This window comes from Thermopolyspora flexuosa (genome assembly GCF_006716785.1).
GTDB lineage: Bacteria > Actinomycetota > Actinomycetes > Streptosporangiales > Streptosporangiaceae > Thermopolyspora > Thermopolyspora flexuosa.
Genome location: NZ_VFPQ01000001.1, coordinates 1,365,797 through 1,390,783 on the forward strand (window position 1 = coordinate 1,365,797; position 24,987 = coordinate 1,390,783).

19 protein-coding genes are annotated in these 24,987 nt (G+C 72.9%); 12 read left to right on the forward strand and 7 right to left on the reverse strand.

Annotation, left to right across the window (positions count from 1 at the left end):
- Nucleotides 1-27: 27 nt before the first annotated feature.
- Entirely contained in the window at nt 28-1,590 is a 1,563-nt protein-coding gene (locus tag FHX40_RS06040) for a long-chain-fatty-acid--CoA ligase (RefSeq protein ID WP_142258694.1), read from the reverse strand.
- A 472-nt stretch (nt 1,591-2,062) separates the two neighbouring features.
- Entirely contained in the window at nt 2,063-3,625 is a 1,563-nt protein-coding gene (locus FHX40_RS24980) for a hypothetical protein (protein ID WP_170198653.1), read from the reverse strand.
- 493 nt (nt 3,626-4,118) lie between these two features.
- Here FHX40_RS24980 and leuS point away from each other — a divergent pair, with 493 nt between their 5' ends.
- Complete coding sequence (leuS, locus tag FHX40_RS06055) at nt 4,119-6,578, forward strand: leucine--tRNA ligase (protein ID WP_142258697.1); 2,460 nt, start codon at nt 4,119-4,121, stop codon at nt 6,576-6,578.
- A gap of 167 nt (nt 6,579-6,745) precedes the next feature.
- On the opposite strand, the gene lexA is transcribed toward leuS, so the two are convergent.
- A complete protein-coding gene (gene lexA / locus FHX40_RS06060; RefSeq protein ID WP_142258698.1) occupies nt 6,746-7,456 on the reverse strand; it encodes a transcriptional repressor LexA in 711 nt (236 codons plus the stop codon).
- A gap of 818 nt (nt 7,457-8,274) precedes the next feature.
- On the opposite strand from lexA, the gene FHX40_RS24985 reads away from it, so the two are divergent.
- The 5 genes from FHX40_RS24985 to FHX40_RS06075 all read left to right on the forward strand — a co-directional run bounded on the left by FHX40_RS24985 (nt 8,275) and on the right by FHX40_RS06075 (nt 13,393).
- On the forward strand, nt 8,275-8,418 hold the full coding sequence (locus FHX40_RS24985) for a hypothetical protein (RefSeq protein WP_170198729.1): 144 nt from the start codon (nt 8,275-8,277) through the stop codon (nt 8,416-8,418).
- 512 nt (nt 8,419-8,930) lie between these two features.
- Nucleotides 8,931-9,392, forward strand: coding sequence for a transcriptional regulator NrdR (gene nrdR / locus FHX40_RS06065; RefSeq protein ID WP_142258699.1), 462 nt, complete (start codon nt 8,931-8,933; stop codon nt 9,390-9,392).
- A gap of 149 nt (nt 9,393-9,541) precedes the next feature.
- Complete coding sequence (locus tag FHX40_RS06070; protein WP_142258700.1) at nt 9,542-12,400, forward strand: vitamin B12-dependent ribonucleotide reductase; 2,859 nt, start codon at nt 9,542-9,544, stop codon at nt 12,398-12,400.
- Nucleotides 12,401-12,526: 126 nt separating this feature from the next.
- Entirely contained in the window at nt 12,527-12,679 is a 153-nt protein-coding gene (locus FHX40_RS24990) for a hypothetical protein (RefSeq protein WP_170198654.1), read from the forward strand.
- A gap of 312 nt (nt 12,680-12,991) precedes the next feature.
- Entirely contained in the window at nt 12,992-13,393 is a 402-nt protein-coding gene (locus FHX40_RS06075) for a VOC family protein (protein WP_142258701.1), read from the forward strand.
- Nucleotides 13,394-13,402: 9 nt separating this feature from the next.
- Here FHX40_RS06075 and FHX40_RS06080 read toward each other — a convergent pair whose 3' ends face one another.
- Nucleotides 13,403-13,885 (reverse strand): MerR family transcriptional regulator, encoded by a 483-nt coding sequence (locus FHX40_RS06080; protein ID WP_142258702.1) that lies wholly within the window; start codon nt 13,883-13,885, stop codon nt 13,403-13,405.
- A gap of 47 nt (nt 13,886-13,932) precedes the next feature.
- On the opposite strand from FHX40_RS06080, the gene FHX40_RS06085 reads away from it, so the two are divergent.
- Complete coding sequence (locus FHX40_RS06085) at nt 13,933-14,559, forward strand: class I SAM-dependent methyltransferase (protein ID WP_142258703.1); 627 nt, start codon at nt 13,933-13,935, stop codon at nt 14,557-14,559.
- Nucleotides 14,560-14,589: 30 nt separating this feature from the next.
- On the opposite strand, the gene FHX40_RS06090 is transcribed toward FHX40_RS06085, so the two are convergent.
- Complete coding sequence (locus tag FHX40_RS06090; RefSeq protein ID WP_142258704.1) at nt 14,590-16,230, reverse strand: hypothetical protein; 1,641 nt, start codon at nt 16,228-16,230, stop codon at nt 14,590-14,592.
- A gap of 225 nt (nt 16,231-16,455) precedes the next feature.
- On the opposite strand from FHX40_RS06090, the gene FHX40_RS06095 reads away from it, so the two are divergent.
- Complete coding sequence (locus FHX40_RS06095) at nt 16,456-17,025, forward strand: DUF2690 domain-containing protein (RefSeq protein WP_170198730.1); 570 nt, start codon at nt 16,456-16,458, stop codon at nt 17,023-17,025.
- Nucleotides 17,026-17,573: 548 nt separating this feature from the next.
- On the opposite strand, the gene FHX40_RS06100 is transcribed toward FHX40_RS06095, so the two are convergent.
- Complete coding sequence (locus tag FHX40_RS06100) at nt 17,574-17,759, reverse strand: hypothetical protein (RefSeq protein ID WP_142258706.1); 186 nt, start codon at nt 17,757-17,759, stop codon at nt 17,574-17,576.
- Between the two features lie 414 nt (nt 17,760-18,173).
- Between FHX40_RS06100 and FHX40_RS06105 the strand changes: the two genes are divergently transcribed.
- The 3 genes from FHX40_RS06105 to FHX40_RS06115 all read left to right on the forward strand — a co-directional run bounded on the left by FHX40_RS06105 (nt 18,174) and on the right by FHX40_RS06115 (nt 21,535).
- On the forward strand, nt 18,174-19,013 hold the full coding sequence (locus FHX40_RS06105) for an LLM class F420-dependent oxidoreductase (protein WP_142258707.1): 840 nt from the start codon (nt 18,174-18,176) through the stop codon (nt 19,011-19,013).
- A gap of 419 nt (nt 19,014-19,432) precedes the next feature.
- Complete coding sequence (locus tag FHX40_RS06110; protein ID WP_142258708.1) at nt 19,433-19,678, forward strand: hypothetical protein; 246 nt, start codon at nt 19,433-19,435, stop codon at nt 19,676-19,678.
- 552 nt (nt 19,679-20,230) lie between these two features.
- A complete protein-coding gene (locus tag FHX40_RS06115) occupies nt 20,231-21,535 on the forward strand; it encodes a GH1 family beta-glucosidase (protein WP_142258709.1) in 1,305 nt (434 codons plus the stop codon).
- A gap of 83 nt (nt 21,536-21,618) precedes the next feature.
- On the opposite strand, the gene FHX40_RS06120 is transcribed toward FHX40_RS06115, so the two are convergent.
- Nucleotides 21,619-22,401 carry a DoxX family protein gene (locus FHX40_RS06120; RefSeq protein ID WP_142258710.1) on the reverse strand — a complete coding sequence of 261 codons (783 nt, stop codon included), beginning with the start codon at nt 22,399-22,401 and terminating at the stop codon, nt 21,619-21,621.
- 350 nt (nt 22,402-22,751) lie between these two features.
- Here FHX40_RS06120 and FHX40_RS06125 point away from each other — a divergent pair, with 350 nt between their 5' ends.
- A complete protein-coding gene (locus FHX40_RS06125; protein WP_229788612.1) occupies nt 22,752-24,683 on the forward strand; it encodes a pyridoxamine 5'-phosphate oxidase family protein in 1,932 nt (643 codons plus the stop codon).
- Nucleotides 24,684-24,987: the final 304 nt, after the last annotated feature.

Sequence of the window (24,987 nt, forward strand, 5' to 3'; positions counted from 1 at the left end):
TCGGGGTCGGGACCGGGCCGTCGGCCGTCAGCCGCGCAGCTCGCGCTTGAGGATCTTGCCGGTGGCGGTCATCGGCAGCGAGTCACGGAACTCGACGATGCGCGGGTACTTGTAAGCGGCCATGTGCTCCTTGGCCCAGGCGATCAGCTCCTCCTCGGTGATCTTCGCGCCCGGGTTGAGGATCACGTACGCCTTGATCTCCTCGCCGTGCTCCTCGTGGGGCACGCCGACGACGGCCGCGAGCGAGACCGCCTCGTGGCCCATGAGGACCTCCTCGACCTCCCGCGGGTAGACGTTGAACCCGCCGCGGATGATCATGTCCTTCGCCCGGTCCACGATCGCGTAGTAGCCGTCGGCGTCCCGGGTGGCGATGTCCCCGGTGCGGAACCAGCCGTCCCGCATCACCTCGGCGGTCGCCTCGGGCCGCTTGTAGTAGCCCTTCATCACGTTGTGCCCGCGGATCGCGATCTCGCCCGGGCCCTCGCCCTCGACCGTGTTCCAGTCGGGGTCGACGAGCTTCATCTCCACGCCCCAGATCGGGGTGCCGATCGTGCCGGGCTTCGCCGGGCGGCCCGGCTGGTTGAAGCTCGCCACCGGCGAGGTCTCCGACAGGCCGTACCCCTCGAGGATCTGCACGCCGAAGTGCTGCTCGAAGTCCTTGAGCAGCTCCACCGGGAGCGACGCGCCGCCGGAGACGCAGGTCTGCAGCGAGTCCGGGACCTCGGCGCCCTCGTTCTTCGCCGCCGACACCAGGCCCCAGTACATCGTGGGCACGCCGGCGAAGAACGTCACCTTCTCCTTGCGCATGAGCTCGAGCGCGGGCTTCGCCTCGAAGCGCGGCATGAGCACGATCGTGCCGCGGCGCAGGAAGCCGGTGTTCATCACCACGGACTGGCCGAACGAGTGGAACAGCGGCAGCACGCCGAGGTAGACGTCCACCTCGGCCGCCTTCTCGAACATCGTGTTCGAGACCATGGCGTTCATGAGCATGTTCATGTGGGTGAGCTCGGCGCCCTTGGGGCGGCCGGTGGTGCCGCTGGTGTAGAGGATCACCGCGGTGTCGTCCGGCTCGGTCTGAACCGTTTCGAACTCCCCGGACACGCCGTCGAGCGCGCCCCAGATCGTGTCGGCGCCCTCGATCGACGAGGTGGTGGCGAGCGCGGTCGCGGGCAGCACGATGAAGTTCTTCGGGTCCACGTCGGAGCGGGACCGGGCGTGCTCGTCCCACGCCTCCTTGCCGCGCTGCCCGAGCGGGAGCTCCGGGGTGCCCTCGAAGCAGAAGAACACCTTGGAGTCGGAGTCGTCGAGGTGGTACGCGATCTCACGCGTCTGCAGCAGCACGTTGAGCGGCACCACCGTGGCGCCGGCCTTGAGGATGCCGTAGTAGACGAACGGGAAGTAGGGCAGGTTCGGGCAGGCGATCGCGACCTTGTCCCCTCTGCCGATGCCGCGGGAGGCGAGCAGGTTCGCCACCTGGTTCGCCACCGTATTGATCATCGAGTAGGGGAGCCGCATGTCGCCGAAGACGATCGCGGTCCTGTCGGGGGTGACCCGGGCGCTGTCCTCCAGGACGATCGAAAGGTTCAGCATCGAACTCTCCTTGGTTCGCCACGTACGGCTGGCGCCATATTCGCATTCCGACATACCTACCGGTACGTAGCGGTTGATTACAGATTGGTACAGGAGCGATATAGAACCGCGGACCTGCGCCGGGCTGCTCCCTACCCGGGCGCTGATCAGCGCAATCTCCGGTGGCCGGATCGCGCCGTGGCGGACGGGCGCGCGAGGGCTCGCGGCGCGGCTGCGCACGCCGGTTCGGGATCGGGACGAGACGTTGACGCTCCGCCGCGCGTTCGTGATCGTGCGTGACGCGCCCGGTCGGCGCGCGTCCGAGCGTGGCGGGGCGCGATGTGGCGAACCAGGGGAGAGGGCCGCCCGGTACGGCGGGCGGCGGGCGTGGCGGACGGCCGGGATCGTCGGGTACGGCGAAACGGCGGGCCGTGCCGTACCCGGTCGCGTCGTGGCCCGCCGCGGCGGCGGGCGGGCCGCGGCGGGCCGGAGGTCAGGAGCCGGTGATGCGCACCGAGCTGAACACCGTGTTGATGTCGGGGCGCAGCTCGCGCCGGGTGTCCGGCACGGACATGTAGACGATCGACGGCAGCTTCCGGCCGGTGTCGATCGCCGCCACCACCATCGTGGTCTTACTCTCGCCGGCGGTGACCTGGTACGCCATGAGCTGGCCGTTCCGGCCGCCGATCGTCAGCTTCTGCTGGACGGTCTTCACGACCGTGTTGCCCTTGGGGAAGAACTTCAGCCGGGCGTGGTAGGCGACCGCGCTCACCACCGGGGTGAGCTTGTCCGGCGAGGTGTACCTCGAGGCGAGCTGCTCCGGCAGCGGGCCGGTCATCAGCTGGGCGTACTGCGGCTTGCCGGTCGGGTCCTTGCCCGCCGCGACGTACTGGCGCGTGGTGTAGCCGTAGGCGGTGCGGATCCTCTCGCCGCGCGGGTCCTCCCGCCACAGGCCGCCGAGCCGCGGCACGCTGATCCCCGCCGTCGGGTCGGTGATCGTGCCGTTCACCGGGGAGGCCTGCCCGGTGTACCTGGGCAGCCGGGTACGGGTCGGGGCCGGCTTGGTGGACGCCGTGGCGTTCGCCGACGGCGTGCTCTGGGCGGCCGCCGCCTCCTCGTCGCCGCCGGACAGCGGACCGCCGACGAACGCCCAGACGATCACGCCGACGAGCGCGACGGCCACCGTGCCCGCGAACGCGTACAGCCAGAAGGGACGGCCCTCCTTGGCGAGCTCCTCCTCGTCGCCGATCGCCTGGTAGTTCTCGCCGAAGACGGTGTTCCACAGCTCCTGCTGGCGCTCCGGCGGCGGCGTCTTCGGGCCGCTGATCTGACCGGCGGTGACGAACGGCCGGTAGGGGTCGTCGTCCGGCGCGTTGCCCTGCGGACCACCCTGCGGTCCGCCGGGACCCTGCTGGGGACGGCCCTGCGCGGGCCCCTGGGGGTGGCCCTGCGGCTGGGGACCCTGGGGTCCGCCCTGCGGCCCGCCCGGTGCCTGGCCCTGCGGACCACCCTGCGGCCGGCCCTGGGGTCCGCCGTGGCCCTGCTGCTCCGGCGGGCGGCCGTGCGGCTGTCCATGCGGGCCACCGGGGCCTTGCCCCTGGGGCGGACGGCCCTGCGGCGGCGGTCCCTGGTGGGGCTGCGGCCCGCCCTGCGGCCGCGGGCCGGGCGGCTGCGGGCCGTGCTGCTGATGCGGACCGGGCTGCGGCCGACCCTGCTGGTGCGGGCCACCGTGCTGCTGCGGGGGACCCTGCGGCGGGCGGCCGGGCGGCGGCTGCTGCGGCCGGGGTCCGGGACGGCCTTCGGGATGCGGCCCACGGCCGCGCTCGGCCTCGCCCTGCCGCGTCCCGGCGTCACCGGCCACCGGGGCGGAGAACGGCTGCGGCGCGGGGCCGGAGGAGTGCGGCGCCGAGGGGTGGCCGCCGCCGTACGGGCCCTGAGGCTGCGGGCCGGGACGCGGGCCGCCCGGCGCGCCGGGGGCACGGTGCCCGGACTCCTGCCCCGAAGGCGTCTGCGGCCAGGACGGCGTCGGAGGCCGGTCGCTGTGCTCCGTAGCCATGGCTGGCGTTCCTCCCGCGGTCATGCCCGGTCTTGAAGGCGTCGGCATGATCTCATGCGCGCCCGGGTGTTCCGCAGGCGAACCGAAGAACGCGTCCCTGAACCGCTGTCCAGAGGGTTCCGTCGGAGGGTCCTGCATCGGCAGGTCCCATTCCGCTGAATTGTGCTCCGGTCCCGGCTGGACTGAGTTGGCCACGCGACGAGGGTAGTCTAATGGGACATAGGAGGTCACAACGGATCTATCACCATCGGGTATCGCCTTCCCGGCCGTTTCATTGCGTGATCTCCGGCGGCGACGGCGGGCGAAGGCGATGAATGCCCCTTGCAACCTGCGCTAGTCTTGCAGTATGCGTTCCGCGACCCTTAGCAGGCCGCATCGACCAAGGTGATGGAGTGACCGGTCGATGCGGCTGCCCCTCGTGTGATCCGGGGGGTTTCTTTGTGGGCTGGATCGGTCGGTCGCCGGCACGGACGTGAAAAAAGGGAACGACCTCATGAGCGAGCAGTACGACCCGAAGGCGCTGCAGGAGAAGTGGCAGCCACGCTGGGAGGAGCTGGACCCATTCCGCGCCGAGGAGAGCGCGGACGACCCGCGCCCCCGCAAGTACCTGCTCGACATGTTCCCCTACCCATCGGGTGACCTTCACATGGGTCACGGCGAGGCGTTCGCCATCGCCGACGTGCTGGCCCGGTACTGGTTCCACAAGGGCTACAACGTGCTGCACCCGATCGGGTGGGACTCCTTCGGGCTGCCGGCCGAGAACGCCGCGATCAAACGGAACGCGCACCCGGCCGAGTGGACGTACTCGAACATCGACACGCAGGCCGCCTCGTTCCGCCGCTACGGCATCTCCTTCGACTGGTCCCGGCGCCTGCACACCAGCGACCCCGAGTACTACCGCTGGAACCAGTGGCTGTTCCTGCGCTTCTACGAGCGCGGCCTCGCCTACCGCAAGGACGGCCTGGTCAACTGGTGCCCGCAGGACCAGACCGTGCTCGCCAACGAGCAGGTGGTGAACGGCCGCTGCGAGCGCTGCGGCACCGAGGTGGTCCGCCGCAAGCTCACCCAGTGGTACTTCAAGATCACTGAGTACGCGCAGCGGCTGCTCGACGACATGGCCCAGCTCGAGGGCGGCTGGCCGGAGCGCGTGCTCACCATGCAGCGCAACTGGATCGGCCGGTCCACCGGCGCGGACGTGCAGTTCCGCATCGAGGGCCGGGAGGAGCCGGTCACCGTCTTCACCACGCGCCCGGACACCCTGTACGGCGCGACGTTCTTCGTGATCGCCGCGGACTCGCCGCTCGCCGAGGAGGTGTGCGCCCCGGACCGGCGGGCCGACCTGGAGGCGTACCGGGCCGAGGTGGCGAAGCTCTCCGACATCGAGCGGCTGTCCACCGAGAAGGAGAAGACCGGCGTCTTCCTCGGCACGTACGCGATCAACCCGGTGAACGGCGAGCGCCTCCCGGTGTGGGCGGCCGACTACGTGCTCGCCGACTACGGCCACGGCGCGATCATGGCGGTGCCCGCGCACGACCAGCGCGACCTCGACTTCGCCCGCAAGTTCGGGCTGCCGGTGCGGGTCGTGGTCGACACCGGCGAGCCCGACCCGGCCGAGACCGGCGTCGCCACCCCGGGCGAGGGCACGCTGGTCAACTCCGGCCCGCTCAACGGCCTGAGCAAGAGCGAGGCGATCGCCAAGATCATCGAGATCCTCGAGGAGCAGGGCACCGGCAAGGCCGCGGTCAACTTCCGGCTGCGCGACTGGCTCGTCTCCCGCCAGCGGTTCTGGGGCACGCCGATCCCGATCATCCACTGCCCGGACTGCGGCGAGGTCCCGGTGCCGGACGACCAGCTCCCGGTCACCCTGCCCGACCTGCGCGGCGAGGCGCTCGCGCCGAAGGGCATCTCCCCGCTCGCCGGCGCCACCGACTGGGTGAACGTCGACTGTCCCAAGTGCGGCAACCCCGCCAAGCGGGACACCGACACGATGGACACCTTCGTCGACTCCTCCTGGTACTTCCTGCGGTACATCTCGCCGCACCACGAGGAGGGACCGTTCGACGTCGAGCGGGTGCGCAAGTGGCTGCCGGTCGACCAGTACGTCGGCGGCGTCGAGCACGCCGTGCTGCACCTGCTGTACTCCCGGTTCTTCACCAAGGTCCTGTACGACATGGGCCTGGTCGACTTCACCGAGCCGTTCACCCGGCTGCTCAACCAGGGCCAGGTGATCAACCAGGGCAAGGCGATGTCGAAGTCGCTCGGCAACGGCGTCGACCTCGGTGAGCAGATCGACAAGTACGGCGTCGACGCGGTGCGGCTCACCATGGTCTTCGCCGGCCCGCCGGAGGACGACATCGACTGGGCCGACGTCTCGCCGGGCGCGTCGCAGAAGTACCTCGCCCGCGCGCTGCGGGTGATGACCGAGGCCGGTGCCGCGAGCGAGCCCGGCATCTCGTTCGAGAACGGCGACCTGGAGCTGCGCCGGATCACCCACCGGACGATCGACGAGGTCACCCGGCTCGTCGAGTCCTACCGGTTCAACGTCGCCGTGGCGCGGATGATGGAGCTCACCTCCGCGATCCGCAAGGCGATCGACAGCGGGCCGGGCGCGGCCGACCCGGCGGTGCGCGAGGCCGCCGAGGCGCTGGCGATCATGCTCTCCCTGGTCGCGCCGTACGTCGCCGAGGAGGGCTGGGAGCGGCTGGGCCACGGGCCGACGATCACCCGCGTGCCCTGGCCGGAGGCCGACCCGGCGCTGCTCGTGGTCGAGTCGGTCACCTGCGTCGTGCAGGTCGCGGGCAAGGTGCGCGACCGCCTGGAGGTCTCCCCGGACATCTCCGAGTCCGAGCTGCAGGCCCTGGCGCTCGCCTCCCAGAAGGTGCAGGCCTACCTGTCCGGTGAGCCGCGCAAGGTGATCGTCCGCGCGCCCAAGCTGGTGAACATCGTTCCCTGACGGACCTGACGAACGTACGGCCCGCGAGCGCGTCCGTCGCGGGCCGTACGGCGTTTTTCACGGGGGCGGCGGGGGACCCGCCGCCCGCACGCGTGTGGCCCGGCACGGTCACCTGGCCGTCCGGGCGGCGATGATCCGGCCGGGGCCTGGCCGGCCGGTCGTCGGGCTCAGAGCTTGCGCAGCACGGCCACCACGCGGCCGAGCAGGGTCGCCTCGTCGCCGGGGATCGGGTCGTAGGCGGGGTTCTGCGGCACGAGCCAGACGTGGCCGTCCTTGCGCTTGAACGTCTTGACCGTCGCCTCGCCGTCGATCATGGCCGCGACGATGTCGCCGTTCTCCGCGACGGGCTGCTGGCGCACCACCACCCAGTCGCCGTCCATGATCGCCGCGTCGATCATGGAGTCACCGGTGACCTGGAGCAGGAAGAGCGTGCCCTCGCCGACGAGCTGCTTGGGCAGCGCGAAGACGTCCTCGACCCGCTCCTCGGCGAGGATCGGGCCACCGGCGGCGATGCGGCCGACGAGCGGCACGTAGGCGGCGGCCGGGCGGTTCACGCCCTGCTGCTCCTCGGAACCCGCGTCCGGATCGACCCACAGCGCCGGCTCACCCGGCAGGCGGACCTCCAGCGCCCGCGGGCGGTGCGGGTCCCGGCGCAGGTACCCCTTGCGCTGCAGCGCGGTGAGCTGGTGCGACACGCTGGAGGTGCTGGTGAGCTGGACCGCCTCGCCGATCTCCCGCATCGACGGCGGGTAACCGCGCCGCTGCACCGACTCCCGGATCACCTCGAGAATTCTGCGCTGCCGGGGCGTGAGCCCGAGGGCGTCGCGCCGGCGTACCGCCAAATCGACGGGGGTGCCCGCCTCTTCCTTTTCGCTCATGAATCCTCCTCGCGGCGCGGCCCGTCGAACCCGGTCACGAGCCGGTCTTCCGATCCGTGTTCTTCCTGTCGCACATCGCGACCGTACCTCTATTCAAGATCATCATCAAACAATTGTTCGATAGTGTCTCGAAATCGACGGTCGCGTGGTGTACAACATCGTACGGGAGTTCGATCGATATGGTGTTCGATTCGCGATCTTACTGATCCGTTTTTTCGCGATTCTCGAGGGAGGCGGCGATGCGGATCGACGTGCCGACGTCCGCGGACGGGTCCTCCGGCGGAGCCTCGGGCGGGGGCTCCGAGCCGCCCGGCGATCCGGCCGCTCGCGGCGGCCTCCCGCGCGGCGAGCACCTCGCCCCGGTCATCCCGATCTCCGCCGCCAGGCGACGCAGAGCCGCCCGCGGGGCCTCGCCGACCGGCGGAGCCCGGACCCTCGGCCCGCGCGCCTCCTGGGCCGCGGGCGTGCCCGTCACGGCGGCACGTGAGCACGGGCCGGCCCCGGCCCGTGGCGCGGCACCCCGTGCGGCACGGACCGTCGCGGCGTCGCCCGCGCGGCGCCCCGATCCGCGCGCCCGGGTACGGCGCGGCGTGCGCCCCGAGGCCGCCGGTGAGGCGGCGGCCGTGGGCGCGACGCCCGGAAGGCGTCACCGGGCCACGGGCGGGCGGATGCCCGGCGGGCCGGTGCGGAGGACCGCGCCGCGCCGTCCGGTACGGCTCGCGGCGGGCGGCCGGGCGATGCGGCCGCGAGGGCGCGGCCCGCGGCGCGGCGAGCGGCCGCGTACGCCTCCGATGCGGCTCACCCGGCGAGGCAGGGTCGTGCTGGTCACCACGGTGCTGGCGCTGCTCCTCGGCGCATTGTGGCTGGGTACCCGGGTCGCGGCGATCGCCGTCCCGGCCTGTGGCGGGGTCGCCGCCGTGGCGGACCCGCACGCGCCACGGCTCGCCGTACCGGGCCGGTGAACCGCGCGGCGGGCCGGCAACGGCGACACGGCTCCGGCGCGGCGGCGACACCGGAAGCGGACGTGCGCCCGACGCCCGCGCCCGTGAGCGTCCGACACTCTACACCGGTTCTCCTCGCCGTCCGGTGATCGGCCGCCGGGACCCGTGCCGACCGGCGGGTACGGGCCGTTCCGGCCGCGCCTCCGAAGGGCGGTGCGGCATGCCCCGGTCCGTCCCGTAAGGTGCCCGAGGCATCGCGGGCACGTCTTCTCACCGCCATCCCTGCGGCATCGTGCGACACGCCGGGAACCCCTGCCACACCGGCCGTTGAGCAGTCTCTTCGCGGTCGGACGCTCTCGCCGACTTGCGCTAGCGGTTGGGCACTCCTAGGGTTGAGCCACAAGATGTAGTAGTTACACCGCTGTACTTCACAACAACTTGTGGTTTCTTTGGTGCTCTGTGGTATTTCCGCAGGGCGTGCGTGAGCCTACCCGTGGAGTCGGGCGGTCCTTGGAGTAAGGGGGAACGGCGCGATGCACTGCCCATTCTGCCGTCACCCGGACACCAGGGTCATCGACAGCCGTTCCACCGAGGACGGCGCGGCGATCCGCCGGCGGCGGAGCTGCCCCTCCTGCGGGCGCAGGTTCACCACCCAGGAGACCGTGCTGCTCATGGTGAGCAAGCGCAGCGGGGTGACCGAGCCGTTCTCCCGGGACAAGGTGATCGCCGGCGTACGGCGGGCCTGCCAGGGGCGGCCGGTGAGCGAGGACTCGCTCGCCCGGCTCGGTCAACAGGTGGAGGAGGCGATCCGCGCGACCGGCGTCGCCGAGATCCCTTCGCACGAGGTGGGGCTCGCGATCCTGGGCCCGCTGCGCGAGCTGGACGAGGTGGCGTACCTCAGATTCGCGTCGGTCTACCGCGGCTTCGAGACGCTCGAGGACTTCGAGGCCGAGATCAAGCAACTGCGTGCGGCTCGCGACGGCCAGCAGGCGTGAGCTCGCGCGAACCGGCAAGGCGAGGGAAGTGAACGCGCCGGGGCCCGCCCCGTCGCGCGCACGACGATGTCAGGTGGTTCGGTGCCGGGGCGCACCCGGACCGGCAAGTCCGATATCGGGCTCCGGATGAGCCCGGAAGGGGGAGTGTCATGACCGAGACCGCAGAGGCCACCGGCGGCGCGGCGCCGCGCGGAGGCAAGCGGGGGCGCAAGGGCGGTCTGAAGATGACGCGTATTTTCACCACCCCGGGTGTCCACCCCTACGACGAGGTGGAGTGGGAGCGCCGGGACGTCGTCATGACCAATTGGCGCGACGGATCGGTCAGCTTCGAGCAGCGGGGTGTGGAGTTCCCCTCCTTCTGGTCGGTCAACGCCACCAACATCGTGACGTCGAAGTACTTCCGCGGCGCGGTCGGCACCCCGCAGCGGGAGTGGAGCCTCAAGCAGCTCGTCGACCGCGTGGTCGGCGTGTACGTGAAGACCGGGCGGGAGCACGGCTACTTCGCCACGGACGAGGACGCCGAGATCTTCGAGCACGAGCTGAAGTACGCCCTGATCCACCAGATCTTCTCGTTCAACTCGCCGGTCTGGTTCAACGTCGGCACCAAGTCCCCGCAGCAGGTGTCCGCCTGCTTCATCCTCTCGGTGGACGACACCATGGAGTCGATCCTCGAGTGGTACAAGGAGGAGGGGATCATCTTCAAGGGCGGCTCCGGCGCCGGCGTGAACCTCTCCCGCATCCGGTCCAGCAAGGAGCTGCTGTCGAGCGGCGGTACGGCGAGCGGCCCGGTGTCGTTCATGCGCGGCGCGGACGCCTCGGCCGGCACGATCAAGTCGGGCGGCGCCACCCGGCGCGCGGCGAAGATGGTCGTGCTCGACGTCGACCACCCGGACATCGAGGAGTTCATCGAGTGCAAGGCGCGCGAGGAGCGTAAGATCCGCGTGCTGCGCGACGCCGGGTTCGACATGGACCTCGGCGGCAAGGACATCGTGTCCGTCCAGTACCAGAACGCGAACAACTCGGTGCGGGTCTCCGACGAGTTCATGCGCGCGGTGGAGAGCGGCGGCAAGTTCGGCCTGCGCGCCCGGCTCACCGGCGAGGTGATCGAGGAGGTCGACGCCCGGGAGCTGTTCCGCAAGATGGCCCAGGCCGCCTGGGAGTGCGCCGACCCGGGCATCCAGTACGACGACACGATCAACGACTGGCACACCGCGCCGGAGACCGGCCGGATCACCGCGAGCAACCCGTGCAGCGAGTACCTGCACCTGGACAACTCGTCCTGCAACCTCGCGTCGATCAACCTGCTCAAGTTCCTGCGCGACGACGACACGTTCGACGTCGAGCGGTTCGTGAAGCTCGTCGAGCTGGTCATCACCGCGATGGACATCTCCATCACGTTCGCGGACTTCCCGACCGAGAAGATCCGCGACGTGACCCGCGCCTACCGCCAGCTCGGCATCGGGTACGCCAACCTCGGCGCCCTGCTCATGGCGACCGGCCACGCCTACGACTCCGAGGGCGGCCGCGCGCTCGCCGGCGCGATCACCTCGCTCATGACCGCCACCGCGTACCGGCGCAGCGCCGAGCTCGCCGGCATCGTCGGGCCGTACGACGGCTACGCGCGCAACGCCGACGCGCACAAGCGGGTGATGCGCAAGCACGCGGACGCGAACGCCAAGCTGCACACCTTCGAGCCGATGGCGCAGGCGATCCACGCCGAGGCGACCCGCCAGTGGGAGGAGTGCCTGGGCCTGGGCGAGAGGAACGGCTACCGCAACGCGCAGGCGAGCCTGCTCGCGCCCACCGGCACGATCGGCCTGATGATGGACTGCGACACCACGGGCATCGAGCCGGACCTCGCCCTGGTGAAGTTCAAGAAGCTCGTCGGCGGCGGGTCGATGCAGATCGTCAACCAGACGGTCCCGCGCGCCCTGAAGAAGCTCGGCTACCAGCCGGAGCAGATCGAGGCGATCGTCGAGTACATCGCCGAGCACGGCCACGTGGTCGGCGCGCCCGGCCTGAAGACCGAGCACTACGAGGTGTTCGACTGCGCCATGGGCGAGCGGGCCATCTCGCCGATGGGCCACGTGCGCATGATGGCCGCGGTCCAGCCGTTCCTGTCCGGCGGCATCAGCAAGACGGTGAACCTGCCCGAGTCGGCCACGGTGGAGGACATCGAGCAGGTCTACCTGCAGGGCTGGAAGCTCGGCCTCAAGGCGCTCGCCGTCTACCGCGACAACTGCAAGGTCGGCCAGCCGCTCTCCGCCGCGAAGGGCTCCGACAAGGACAAGGAGAGCAAGGCCGAGGAACAGGCCGTCAAGGTGATCGAGAAGGTGGTCGAGGTGGAGCGGCCGCGGCGCCGCCGCCTGCCGCACAAGCGGCCGAGCACCACCACCCGGTTCACCGTGGGCGGGGCCAAGGGCTACATGACCGCCTCGTGCTACCCGGGCGACGGGGTCGGCGAGGTCTTCCTCAAGATGTCCAAGCAGGGCTCCACGCTCGCGGGCGTGATGGACGCGTTCTCCATCGCGATCTCGATCGGCCTGCAGTACGGCGTGCCGCTCGAGGTGTTCGTGAGCAAGTTCGTGAACATGCGGTTCGAGCCGGCCGGCATGACCGACGACCCGGACATCCGCATGGCCGCCTCGGTGATGGACTACATCTTCCGCCGCCTCGCCCTCGACTACCTGCCGTACGAGGAGCGGGCCGCGCTCGGCATCTTCAGCGCCGCGGAGCGCGCCGCCCAGGCTCGCGGCGAGGACCCGGCGGCGCTGCACGAGGTCGACCCCGAGGTGCTCGCCCAGTCGGCGCCGATCGAGGAGGTGCCCAAGCCGGCCGCGCCGAAGCCCGCCGCGAAGCCGGAGCCGCACAGCACGATCGAGGCCCTGGAGAGCCACATGGGCCGCACCGCCGACGCTCCGCTCTGCATGACCTGCGGGACCAAGATGCGCCCGGCCGGTAGCTGCTACGTCTGCGAGGGCTGCGGCAGCACGAGCGGCTGCAGCTGATCGAGGCGCTGGCCGAGGCGGTCTCGTCGCGATCGCCTCGGCCACCGCTCCGCGTGGCCTGCGATACGGCAAGAGCCGTCGTCGCCCAGAGGCGACATACGTTGCCACCGGCGGTAGCGTGACGGTATGGCGGCGCTCCCATCCGAACCGGTCGGCGATAGAGAAGACGAGACGTCGGGCCTGCTCGCCGAGCTCGCCGAACTGCTCGAGGCCGAGCACGGCCCGGTCCCGGAGGACCTGCTGGCGGAGGCCGAGGCCGCATGGCCCGATCACGGTTAGCCGTCGGCGGGACGCTCGTCCTCGACAGCGAAGGGACTGGCGAAGCACCAGCGATCCCGATGACCGGGCCACAGGTCGATGAACCGGATCGACCCAAGGACCAGCGGGTCGTCGTGGTCCACGTGTGAGCACGGGCACCTGGACACGTCCCGACGCGACAGGCGCGGCCGGGCAGGTCACCGAGGTCGGCGGCCGCGTGATCCCGACACCTCGGGAGCGCCCGCCGTGGTCGGCTCGATGCCGCGGCCGGCCGTACCCGTTCCATAAAGAAGAGAGGTGCGGACGGCCACGGCGGACAGGCACGGAGGTCGCATGGCGGTACGGCTGCGGGTGACCGAACTGACGATCACGGCTCCGGACCCGCGGGCGCTGGCGCGGTTCTACGCGCGGCTGCTCGGCCGTCCGGTGACCACCGAGGAGGGTCCGGCGCCCGGCGAGCCGCCGGAGGCCGGGTGGGCGCAGATCAAGGCGCCCGAGGGCAGCGGTGAGATCACGCTCAACTTCGAGTGGGAGCGGCGCTGGCGGCGGCCGCGGTGGCCGGCCGAGCCCGGCGCCCCGTTCGCCACCCAGCACCTCGACTTCCAGGTCACCGACCTTGACGCGGCGGTCGCGCACGCGCTCGAGGCGGGGGCGACGCTCGCCCCGGTGCAGCCGCAGGAGAACGTGCGGGTGCTCTTCGACCCGGCGGGCCACCCGTTCTGCCTCTTCCTGTGACCGCGGCCGCTACCTGGGCTCCGCGGCCTCCGGCAGCGGGGCCGGGAGCGGGGGATGGGGCACCGCAGGGCCGATGTGCTCCTTGGCGATCTCGGCCAGGCTCTCGCCCGCGAGCTGCCGGTCGAGCACCTCGGTGAGCGTCGGGCAGTCCTGCACCGGATCCTCGGCCCGGCACTCCAGCGCGTGGGCGAGGAACATCTGGGTACGGCGGGCCCGCGCGATCAGCTCGTCGAGGTCGGCGATGCGCCGCCGGATCGCCTCCCGCCACCGCTCGCCCGGCTCGTCGAGCGCCTCACGGATGGCGTCGAGGTGGAACCCCATCGCCCGGGCCATGTGCACGAAGGCGAGGCGGCGCAGCTCGGCCCTGCCGTACATGCGCCTGCCGTTCACCCGGCAGGCAGGTTTCACCAGGCCGCGCTCCTCGTAGTAGCGCAGCGCCGAGGCGTTGACGCCGAGCATGCGGGCGGCCTCGCCGATCGGAACGAGCTCCATGCCTCCAGCTTGACTTCAAGTCGGCTTGAAGCGGCACCGTTGGTGGCATGGAGACGAAAGAACTGCCACGTTCCTGGGTGTTCGACAAGCCGGCGAACTCGCCGTTCGCCCACCCGCGCGGACTGCTGGGCACGCTGGCGGGACGCATCATGCGGCGGACGAACCGGCAGCAGGAGGTCGCCGAGCTGCTCGACGTCCGCCCCGGCCACCACGTCCTCGAGGTGGGGTACGGCCCCGGCGTGCTGCTCGGCCTGCTCGCCGAGCGGGTCGGCGACGGCCGGGTGTGCGGGGTGGACCCGTCGCCCGAGATGCGGGACCTCGCCATCCGCGGCAACCGCGCGGCGGTCGAGGCGGGCAGGGTGGAGGTGCGCATCGGCTCGGCCGACGCGACCGGCCTCCCCGACGCCGCGTTCGACCGGGTCGTGACGGTCAACACGGTCGTGTTCTGGCCGGACCTCGAGGCCGGGCTGCGCGAGCTGCACCGGGTGACCAAGCCGGGCGGGCGGGTGCTGATCGCCTGGCACGGCGGCTCGAACCCCTCCCGGATGACCCGCATGCACGCCCTGCCCGGCCACGTCCTCGCCCGCATCGAGGGGGCGATGGCCGGCGTGTTCACCGACGTCGCCCGGCACGAGCTGAGCACGCTCACCGCGTTCACCGCCACCCGCCCGTGAGCGGCGGGCGGCACGACCGAGCCCGCCGCCTCACTGCCAGGTGATCGACGGGCTCTGCGTACCGCTGAAGGTGTGGTGGTTCCACGCCGGCGGCAGGACGTCCTTCTCCCGCCGGGTGTCCACCGCGGTCGCGTACTCACCGGGCTTGCGCGGCGTCACCCGGAACGGCCCGCACCGCACGATCGCGTCGTCCTCGACGGTGAGCGTGCAGCTGTTGAGCGTCGACTGGTCCCGGGTCAGATGGAATCGCCGGGACTCGATCAGCTCCCGGTCCAGGTTCATCAGCCACACCCAGACCGTGACCTCGCCGGGCGCGTCGGCCGGGTCGACCGCCCTCAGCTCGGCCCACAGCTCGACCTGGCCGTCGGCCGCGGCGATGCACGGCCGGATCTCCACCGGCACCGGCTGCGGGGCCCACTCGCGGCACAGCCGCCCGACCGACACCGTGTCCGCGCCCGTCTCGCCGGCCTCCCGGGCCGCCGTCGATCTCGCGATCTGCAGCGCGGCCACGAGCACCGCCGCCACGAGGAGGGTCGCGACGAGGAACCGCCGGCGGTGGCCGCGCGCCGGGCGGGCGTCGGCGGCCCCGGTCGCCGCGGTGGGGGAGAGCACGTGGATCTGCGGCGTGTCCGGCACCGCCCGGTCCGGCTCACCGACTCCCGGAGCCCGGTCCCCGAGGGCGGCGGTGTCCTGCGGGCCGGGCTCGCCCACACCGGGCGACGTTCGCGGCTCGCCGGGGTGCGCGGGGGCCTGCCCGGCGGGCGCCGGTACGGGCCGGGTCACGGCGTGCGACCCGGCGTCCGCCTGAGCGGGTGGCCGTGCCGGGTGTTCCGGAGCCGAGGGCACCGTGGCCTGCCCGGCATGTCCGGGCATGGGCTTCGTCGGGATCCGATCACCGGGCACGGGCTGCGATGTGGCGCGCCGTTCGGCGTCGGCCGGGTGCTCCGAAGCCTGCGAGGGAGCTTCCGGTACGGCCGGCGCCGAGGCCTCCCGGGTAGGAGCCTTGACATCTGAAGCATCCGAAGCCGTCGCCCGCGGTCCGGCGTCGGCCCGGATGGGCGACGTCGACGTCTGCCCGGCGGGTTTCGGAACGGCCGGCGCGGGATCCTGTCCTGCGTCCGCCGGTGCGGGCTGCGCCGAGATCCGCCCGGTCTGCGACTGGCCGGGCGGTGTGTCCGGAGCCTGTGGGCTGGCATCCGCCTGACCGGAAGCCGCCGGCGCACCTCTCAGATCTTCCTGAACGACCGGCGTCCGGTCGCGTTCGGCGCGCTCCTGGTCGGCGCGCAGGACGCGGCCCGCCTCCGAACGCCAGCGGGCGGGCCGCGCCGCCATCAGGTCCGCCACCAGCGTGTCGATCCGCGTCCCGCAGGTGCGCAGCCGTCGTGCGAGCGGCGCGTCCTGCTCCGCGAGCCGCGTGGCCTCGAGGATCCTCTCCACGTCCTCGGACGTCACCAGGCGACGGCCCTTGGGATCGAGAAGCTGGCGATGCCCGCGTAACCAGCTCGAGACGTAGGACTTGTCCACCTTGATGCGGCGGGAGAGCGCGTCCTTGCCCGGCCGGTAGCGCGCCAGCGCCTGTTCGAACAGCCCGGAGAACTCGTCGAGAACCTCGGCGAGCTGCCGGGCCGTCCGCGCGAAGTCCGGCTCGCCAAGGCCGGAACCACTCGTCATGCACACGCCTCCTTTGTTGCGCCGCAACCGGCGTTCGCCCTGGTCTCGGCGATGCGGCTTGCGGCGCGAGCGTTCACCGGGTTGCGGCTCTGGCGGGGCGGCGGTGGCGTCGGTGAGCCTCGAGATCGCCGGGTCGGCGAGATCCTCCCCAGGCCGCCCGGCGCCGAGGTTCCGCATCCCCACCCCTCACACAGGCGACATCGTCCGGAACATCCAAGGAGCATCATGAGGCGTTACACGATCACGCGGAAGATCATGGCCGCGTCGCTGCTGTGCATCCTCGCCGCGGGCACCTCCGCCACCGTGACGGCCCCGGCCCACGCCGCCGCCGGTGCGTCCGCGCCGAGCCAGGTCGCCGCCTCCCCGCGTCCGGCAAGCCCGGCCGGCGACGGTGCCCGGTCGGCGAGCCCGGCCGGCGGTGGCGGCCGGAGCGCGAGCCCGGGGAGCGCCACCCGCGCCCTCGGCCCCACCTGCATCGGCTCCCCCTGCACCGGCAGGGACCCGGTCGCCACCAGGTGCGTGCGGGACGCCCGCACCCACAGCACCTACTACCGCCCCGGCGGCGGCCCGCGGATCCGGATCCGCTACTCGTCGCGCTGCCACACCGCCTGGGTGCTGCAGGGCGCGGGCACCCCGGGCCTGCGCGCGGCGATCCAGATCAGGAACGGGGCGACGTACGTGGTGCGGTCGAGCGGCCACCGCACGACCCACACCCGCATGGTGTACTCGAGCCTCCCGTACCGCGCCTGCGCCGAGCTGCGCAGCGGCCGCTGGCTCTGCACCGACTGGATGTAACGGGATCCGCGAGCCGGGCGTGCGCGACCGCACCCGCCTCGCCCGGCACGAACCGGCCCGTACGGCGCTCCCCGCCGTACGGGCCGGTGCCGTCGTCACACGACCTCAGGATCAGATCCGTTCCGGCGCACAACGTCACGCCGATGAGGGCGCAGAGAAAGAAGGGATGTCGCTGTGGAAGACACCGTCGCGCACGTACTGCCGGCGGCCATAGGCACCGCGCTCGTGGACGCCGTGACCGGAGACGCCTGGCGGACGGTCAAGGCCAGGATGGTGGCCCTCTGGCGGCGGTACCGGGAGACCGACCGTACGGCCGGCCGGCCGCGGAAGGACCGGGGCGCGCCGCTCACCGCACGGCCGCAGTGCGGCCGGCGTCCGTCCCGGCGACCCGGAACGCACACATGCGCGATCCCGCGGCCGACACCGCGGTCCCGCGGGAGCCGCCGGCGCTGCCCGCTGGGAGCGCGCTTACGGTGACCGCGCCGCGACGAGGGGCGGGCGGCCCGGTCGCCCCCGCCGGGCCGTACCGCCCCCACTGCGGACGAATGTCACGCTGCCGGGGTGGGACCGCCGGGGCGCGGGAAGCGGATGACGTTGCGGCCCGTGTAGGCGCGCAGATCGATGACCTTGTCGCGCGCGGCGGACTCGCGGCGGCGCCGGCCGCGTGCGGCGGAGCGGATGTCCCGGATCTTGTGCCGTGCGGCACCGGGCGGGACCACCCTCAGTCTGGTCATGTCATGCCCCCGTCCGTGACGAACCCGTTACCCCTTATGTAACGCGCCTTGGGTAAGGCCGGGATAAAGCCTAGTAGGGCAGTACTCGGCGGCCGGAGGGGGTACGCAGGTCCAGGGCCAGACGGTCGAGGCGGGTGCGCCGCCTGCGTCGGACCACCCGGATTCGCCTCATCGTCATCCTCCTTTCGGCCCGTCACCCAGCCACCTTAGGGCCCCGCCCGCTCCGCGTCCGCTGATTTTCCGCGCGTCGAGGCCGGGTCGCGGGCCGTTCGCCCTGGTCACGGCCTGGTGCCCGGTTTCCCGCCCCCGCCGCAGGGAACGAACGGTGCGCTCGTGACCCCGCCGCAGGGGAACACGGTGGGCGTCGCTACCGTTGACGATCTCATCGAAGATCTTGACCGGAGGTACCGGACGATGACGAGGCCGAATGTCGGCGAAATCGGGGTTTGGCTGCGCTACCAGGACTTCACGCCGGAGTTCGCGTCGGCGCTGGAGGAGCTGGGGTACGGCACGCTGTGGCTCGGCGGCTCACCGGACGGTCACCTGCAGGACGTCGAGCGGGTGCTGAACGCCACCTCGAAGGTGACGGTGGCCACGGGCATCGTGAACATCTGGAAGGACGACGCGGCGACCGTGGCCGCGTCGTTCCGGCGCATCGAGGCGGCCCACCCGGGCCGGTTCCTCCTCGGCATCGGTGCCGGGCACCGCGAGCAGATCGGCGACCGGTACGTCCGGCCGTACCAGAAGCTCGTGGAGTACCTCGACGTGCTCGACGCCGAGGGGGTGCCGCAGGACCAGCGGGTGCTCGCCGCGCTCGGACCGCGGGTGCTGCGCCTCGCCGCCGAGCGGGCGGCCGGGGCGCACCCGTACTTCACCGACCCCGGGCACACCCGCGAGGCCCGCAAGATCCTCGGCGACGGCCCGCTGCTCGCCCCCGAGCAGAAGGTGATCCTCGTTGAGGAGCCGGCCGAGGCCCGCGCGATCGCCCGCCCCACGCTCGGCTTCTACAAGAGCGCGGTGAACTACGCGAACAACTTCCGGCGCATGGGCTACAGCGACGAGGACCTCGCCGGTGAGGGCAGCGACCGCCTGGTCGACGGCCTGTTCGCGTACGGCACGCCGACGGCGGTCGCCGCCCGGGTGCGCGAGCACCTGTCGGCGGGCGCCGACCACGTGTGCGTGCAGCTGCTCCCCGCGGCCGGGCAGGACCTGCTGTCCGGTTACCGCACCCTCGCCGCCGAGTTCTTCGGCTGACGCGGGGCGCCCGAGCGCGGCGGCGCCCGCCGCGGCCCAGGGCGGGCCGGTCAGCCGGACTCGCGGACGACCGGTGGGGAGGATGGCCGGGGCGGGCGCCGTGCCGCGGTCACCGCGCCCGGGGGTGGACCTGCTCACCGGTACGGCCTGCCGGGGCGAGGCCGCGGTGCCGCCTGGCGGAGTGGCGTCGTGCGCCTCGCCGGGCCGGGCGGCCTGACGTTCCTCGCGGCGTGCGGCGGCCCGGCCGGCGGGAGGCCGGGCCACGCCCGGATCGCAGGGCCACGCGGTCGCCTGTGGCCACATTTCCGACTTATCGGTGAATCTTCCCGGTGGTGCGCATGGCCGTGTTTTGGGTAGCTGCCGCACGGGGGCGCCGCCGGGCGTCCCCGGAACCGATTCCGGACGAACCGGGGGAGCCGATGGCACGCTGCGAGGTTTGCGGCAACGACTACGACATGGCCTTCGAGGTGCACGCCCAGGGCCAGGTACACGTCTTCGACAGCTTCGAGTGCGCGATCACCAAGATGGCCCCGAACTGCGAGCACTGCGGCTGCCGCATCGTCGGTCACGGCGTGGAGGCCGACGGGCACTGGTACTGCTGCGCCCACTGCGCGCGGGAGGAGGGCGCCACCGGGATCGTCGACCGGGTGGAGACCCGGGTCTAGCCCGCCAGGGAAGGCGCTGACGGCGGGGCCGTCGCCTGCCGCCCGGCTCCGCCGTGCCCACCCCGCTCATCCCTCGCCCCTCCGCCGCGCCACGCCGTGCCGTACCCCCAGCCGGAGTGTCGCGAACCCGGGCACGTGACCCCCTTGCTCATGCGCTCCGGCGATCACGTGCGGTCCCGCCGGGTGGTACGTCGCCGTGTGAAACTTTCATCCCCGTTTATCCGGCTCGTTTGGCCGAATGCCTTGGGTTTCGCACAATCCGCCGTCCGGCCGAGTGCGGTGATCGTTGCCTGTGTGTTTCGTTTTTGCGTTTACCCGGGCATTACCCCCATCGTGGGTGGGCCGGTGCGGCGAGCGCCCGGGATGCCCGCCGTACCGGTCGAGTGATCGCGAACCCGCCCTGCACGGCCCCGTCCGCACACAGCACACAGAAGAAACGCGCTCCGTGGAAGAAGCTCCGGCGCCGGTGGTGTGTACCGGTCCCCGCCGCACGGGCGGCCGTGCGATCCCCACCTCACCGATCACCCTGGGTACCGTCGTGAGGAGCGTCGAGTGATCATCTTCCCCGAAGGCTTCCTGTGGGGCGCCGCGACCGCCGCGTACCAGATCGAGGGCGCCGCCCGCGAGGACGGCCGGGTGCCGTCCATCTGGGACACCTTCTCGCACACCCCCGGCAAGGTGCGGGACGGGCACACCGGCGACGTCGCCTGCGACCACTACCACCGGTACGCCGAGGACGTGGCGCTCATGCGCGAGCTGGGCCTGCGGGCGTACCGGTTCTCGATCGCCTGGCCGCGGTTCGGCACCCCCGGGTTCGGCTTCTACGACCGGCTGCTCGACGAGCTGCTCGAGGCCGGGATCACCCCGGTGGCCACGCTGTACCACTGGGACCTGCCGCAGTCACTGCAGGACGGGGGCGGCTGGCTCGACCGCGACACCGCGTACCGCTTCGCCGAGTACGCCGCCGGGGCGTACGAGCGGCTCGGCGACCGGGTCGCCACCTGGACCACGCTCAACGAGCCGTGGGTGTCGGCGTTCGTCGGGCACGGGTCGGGGCGGCACGCGCCCGGCGTCGGCGACCCCGCCGCCGCGTTCACCGCCGCGCACCACCTCATGCTCGCCCACGGGCTCGCCGTACAGGCGCTGCGCGCCGCCGGGGCCGGGTCGGTGTCGATCACGCTCAACCTCGCGCCGATCCTCGGCGACGAGGAGCCCGCGCGGCTGGTGGACGGGCTGTGCAACCGGATCTTCCTCGACCCGCTGCTGCGCGGCGTCTACCCCGAGGACGTGCTCGCCCACCTGCGCCGGTTCACCGACGTCAAGCTCGACGACCTGGAGACGATCCACCAGCCGATCGACGTGCTCGGGGTGAACTACTACTCGCCCAAGCACGTGCGCACCGACCCCGAGGCCCCCGGCCACCCCGAGCACCCCGGCACCGAGGGCATCGCGTTCGTCGACCCGGACGGCCCGGTGACCGCGATGGGCTGGGGGATCAACCCCGAGTGCCTGGAGTCCCTGCTGGTACGGCTGTCGCGCGAGTACCCCGGCACCCCGCTGCTGATCACCGAGAACGGCGCGGCCTTCGAGGACACGGTGACCGGCGACGACCGGGTCCACGACACCGACCGGGTGGCGTTCCTCGACGCCCACGTGCGGGCCGCGCACGCGGCGATCGCCCAGGGCGCCGACCTGCGCGGCTACTTCGTCTGGTCGCTGCTCGACAACTTCGAGTGGGCGCACGGGTACCACAAGCGGTTCGGCCTCGTCTACGTCGACTACGAGACCCAGCGCCGCATCCGCAAGGACAGCTTCCACTGGTACCGGGACGTCATCGCCGCCAACGGGCTGCGCTGACCGTCCGGGCATCCCGTCGTGCCCCGCGGGCGCGCGCTCGCGGGGCGGCGGCGCGGCGCGGCCGGGCGTGCCCTGCCGTACCGTCAGCCGGAGGGGTTCTCCTTGCGGCCCGCGACGAGGGTGTCGCCCTTGGCGGTCGTGCCCTTGCCCGCGGTGGTCTTCCCGGTGGTCTCCGTGCCGCCGTCCTCCTTCTCCGCGCCCTCCGCGGTCCCGGCGTCGGCGCGGCGCTGCCGTCCCTTGCGGGCCCGGATCGGCTGGGTGGCGCCCTCGGAGGCGCCCTTGTCCTGCGGATCGGCGTCGCCGTCCGCCTTCCGGGTCGCGGACGGGCCGGATTCGGCGGATCCGGTACCGGCCTGCTCCGGACCGGCGGGGATCTCGCCGGAGGCCTGCCGCGGCCCGCGGAGCGCGGCGAGCACCTCGTCGGCCTCGGCCTCGGGGTCGAGGGCGGGCTCCTCCTCGCGGCCGGTGTCGCGCCGTTTGATCACCACCATGTGGTCGACCGAGATGCGGCCCGCGCCGACCACGGCGAGCAGGAGCGACCCCGCGCACAGCGCCACCACGAGGTTCGCGCTCGCGCCGGTGAGCGGCCGGGCCGGATCCCCGGCCGCCAGGGCGAAGACCGCGAGCGCCTCGACGAACAGCAGGATGCCGCAGACCGGTACGGCGAAACCGGCGACGACCATCGCCCCGCCGAGCAGCTCGACCAGCATCGTCACCGCCGCCCACGCGTACGGCAGCGGCGCGTCGATCCGGGCGAACTCCTCGGTGGTCGCGTTGAGCCCCGCCTCCAGCTTCTGCCAGCCGTTGGCGAAGAAGATGCCGCCGATCCCGGCGCGCGCCACCAGGACCGCGGCGTCGTGGAACATCTGTCGCACGGTCTCCCCAAACGTCGAGTCCGCCGGCCGGGACCGCCGGACGCCCGCCCGGACACCGGCCGCGCCCACCCTGGCGGGCGCACCCTGCCGCCCGGCGCGGCCGTCGCCCCGCCGTGCCGCGTCCGGGCACGGAGGCCGCCGGGCGCACCCGCGGCCGGTGACCTTGACAGGGCCATTGTGCTCGTTTGCCGGGTGTCCCGGTTGGGTGTTTGATGTTCTCCCTGGACATTCGTCCCTGTCGGCGCCGCCCGCCCGGTACGGCACGGCGCGGGCTCGCCCAGGGGTCAGAGGTGTGTTCCCCGCTCTGGCCAAGGCGGGGTCCCTGCCCGACCATTGCGCTCGTGGGAAGCGCAGGCGAGGGGCCCGAACCGTGCACCGGGGAGCCCTTCGTCCCACCCCCGAGCGACCGTGACGACCCCCGGGCCTGGTGCATGGTCGCCGCCGCCCGGCTCGCCCACGACCAGCCCGATCCCGCGCTCGACGCGGCCCGCCGGGCGATGAGCATCACCCCCGAGGCCGACTGGAGCCACCGGCTCGCCAGCCTCGCCCTGGAACGCCTCGGCCGCCACGACGAGGCGGTCGCCGCGGCCGAGGACGCCGTCCAGCTCGCCCCCGGCTCCTGGGCCGCGCGGCTGCGGCTCGCCGCCGCGCTCCGCCGTACCCCGGGCGGGTGGCGGGAGGCCTGGGCCGAGGCCGGGCTCGCCTCCCGGTTCGCGCCCGACCGGCCCGGCCCGCACCTGCTGCTGGGCGACCTGTGCCTGCTGCGCGGCGACCACGAGCAGGCGATCCGGTCCTACCGCAGGGCGCTGCGCCGCGACGGCGGCCACGCCGAGACCACGGCCGCGCGGGTCAACCTCGGCCTCGCCCGGCTGCGCTGGGAGCCGCCCGCCGCCTACCACGACCCCGCCTGGCCGGTCGACCCCTGCGACACGGCCCGCTCCCGCGACGCGCTGGTCGCCTGGTCGCGGCAGGTGCGGCTGCTGCTCGCGCTCGCGGTCGCCGCCCTCACCGCGCTCACCGTGGCCATCGGCGCGCACGAGTGGGCCCGGCCGCTCGGCGTGCTGCCGCTGATCCCGGTGGCGCTGCTCACCCTGCGCCACGCCCGCCGGGTGCGCACCTGGGCGTACCTGCCCGCGATGTTCGACCGGGACCCGTGGCTCGGCATGTCGGTCTGGGTCACCGTGGCGGTGGCGCTCGCCTACGCGGTGGCGGTCGCGGCCGGTGGGCCCGCCGACGGCATCGACGGGGCGCTCTGGGCGGCCGTGGTCGGCCTCGCGCTGTTCAGCGGCGTCGCCATGGCCGTGCTGCGGGCGCTCGTGCAGATCTGGCGCGGCCGCCCGCTCGCCGCGCTCGCCGAGTTCGCCGCCGCCGACGCCCATCCGACCGCGCGCCGCGCCGCCGAGGTGAGCCTGTGGCTCGTCGCCGGACGGCTGTGGTGCCTCGCCGCCGCGCCGCTGCTCGCGGTGCACGTCACCGGCGACCCGCGGGCGGGACTCGCGGCGCTGCTCGTGCCGATCGCGTTCGGGTACGCGCGGCTGTGCGCCGGCGGGTACGGCCGGGCCGTGGCGGCCCGGGACCGCGGCCTGCTCCTGGCCTTCGGCGCGGTGCTGTTCGCCGCCGCCGCGCTCGTCGGGGCCTCCCTGTTCACCACAGGCGGCGCCGCCCCGGCCGCGGGCGTCGTCGAGGCGCGGCTCGCCGCCGGAAGCGATGGCGCGGCGACGGTGGCCGCGCCCGAGGAGACGGCCCTGTCCGGCCCGGTCACCGCGGCGCTCTGGTCGGCCGCCGCCGCGCTCGCGGCCGTCCCGCTCGCGTACGCGGTTCGCGTCGCCACCGCCCGGTGGCACGGCGACCCGGGCGCGACCCGCGCCACGCTCACCCTCGTCGAGCCGCGCGGCCGTCCGCTCCCCGAGGACGTGATGCCCTCGCCGGACCTCGACGAGCAGGTGCGCCACGCCTTCACGCTGTCCCGCGGGGTGGTGCTCGTGTACGTCGACGAGAGCGGCCCGCGCGCGCTCCCGGTCGACGCGGTCGCCGGGGTGACCGACACCGGGGAGATCCGCCTCACCGTCGCCGACGAGGCCCGCCAAGCGGCCGAACGGGACCCGCGGGTCACCGTCCACGTCACCGACCCGGCGGGCGGCCGCCTGTGGGCCGAGGTGCGCGGGGTGGCCTTCGCGGACGGGGAGGAGGCGGTCCTCCGCGTCACCCCGACGCAGGTGACCGTGGGCGAGTATCCCGGCCGTCACCAGGAGCGGGCGGCGATCCGGGGCTGACCTCGCGTCCGCCGCTGTGCGGAGCGGCCGTGCGGCGCTCACGCTCGCCATGCCGGTCACCGGCCACATCGGCATGGTCGCGAGGCGGGGTCGGACTTGCCGGTTGTGTCCGCATCGTCGGCCGGACGATGGCCGCGTCCGGCCGAAGTGCCCGGGGTCGTCCCCGGCGACAGGACCTCCGGCGATCGCCGGGAGCGGGTGGTTGTCAGGGATGACCTCGTCTACGGCCGCGTCTTCCGGCCAGGCTGACGGCCTCGGTCACGCCCGCCCTGCCGTACCGGGGAGGCCGGGATCGTCTGACCAC

Bases quoted from the DNA above. Each gene is read 5' to 3' on its own strand.
- FHX40_RS06080 (WP_142258702.1), bottom strand. From the start codon at position 13,885: ATGGAGCTCGTTCCGATCGGCGAGGCCGCCCGCATGCTCGGCGTCAAC.
- FHX40_RS06085 (WP_142258703.1), top strand. From the start codon at position 13,933: ATGGAGACGAAAGAACTGCCACGTTCCTGGGTGTTCGACAAGCCGGCG.
- lexA (WP_142258698.1), bottom strand. From the start codon at position 7,456: ATGAGCGAAAAGGAAGAGGCGGGCACCCCCGTCGATTTGGCGGTACGC.
- FHX40_RS06040 (WP_142258694.1), bottom strand. From the start codon at position 1,590: ATGCTGAACCTTTCGATCGTCCTGGAGGACAGCGCCCGGGTCACCCCC.
- FHX40_RS24980 (WP_170198653.1), bottom strand. From the start codon at position 3,625: ATGGCTACGGAGCACAGCGACCGGCCTCCGACGCCGTCCTGGCCGCAG.
- FHX40_RS06075 (WP_142258701.1), top strand. From the start codon at position 12,992: ATGGCGGTACGGCTGCGGGTGACCGAACTGACGATCACGGCTCCGGAC.
- FHX40_RS06120 (WP_142258710.1), bottom strand. From the start codon at position 22,401: ATGTTCCACGACGCCGCGGTCCTGGTGGCGCGCGCCGGGATCGGCGGC.
- FHX40_RS06070 (WP_142258700.1), top strand. From the start codon at position 9,542: ATGACCGAGACCGCAGAGGCCACCGGCGGCGCGGCGCCGCGCGGAGGC.
- FHX40_RS24990 (WP_170198654.1), top strand. From the start codon at position 12,527: ATGGCGGCGCTCCCATCCGAACCGGTCGGCGATAGAGAAGACGAGACG.
- FHX40_RS06095 (WP_170198730.1), top strand. From the start codon at position 16,456: ATGAGGCGTTACACGATCACGCGGAAGATCATGGCCGCGTCGCTGCTG.
- FHX40_RS06105 (WP_142258707.1), top strand. From the start codon at position 18,174: ATGACGAGGCCGAATGTCGGCGAAATCGGGGTTTGGCTGCGCTACCAG.
- FHX40_RS06090 (WP_142258704.1), bottom strand. From the start codon at position 16,230: ATGACGAGTGGTTCCGGCCTTGGCGAGCCGGACTTCGCGCGGACGGCC.
- FHX40_RS06110 (WP_142258708.1), top strand. From the start codon at position 19,433: ATGGCACGCTGCGAGGTTTGCGGCAACGACTACGACATGGCCTTCGAG.
- leuS (WP_142258697.1), top strand. From the start codon at position 4,119: ATGAGCGAGCAGTACGACCCGAAGGCGCTGCAGGAGAAGTGGCAGCCA.
- FHX40_RS06100 (WP_142258706.1), bottom strand. From the start codon at position 17,759: ATGACCAGACTGAGGGTGGTCCCGCCCGGTGCCGCACGGCACAAGATC.
- nrdR (WP_142258699.1), top strand. From the start codon at position 8,931: ATGCACTGCCCATTCTGCCGTCACCCGGACACCAGGGTCATCGACAGC.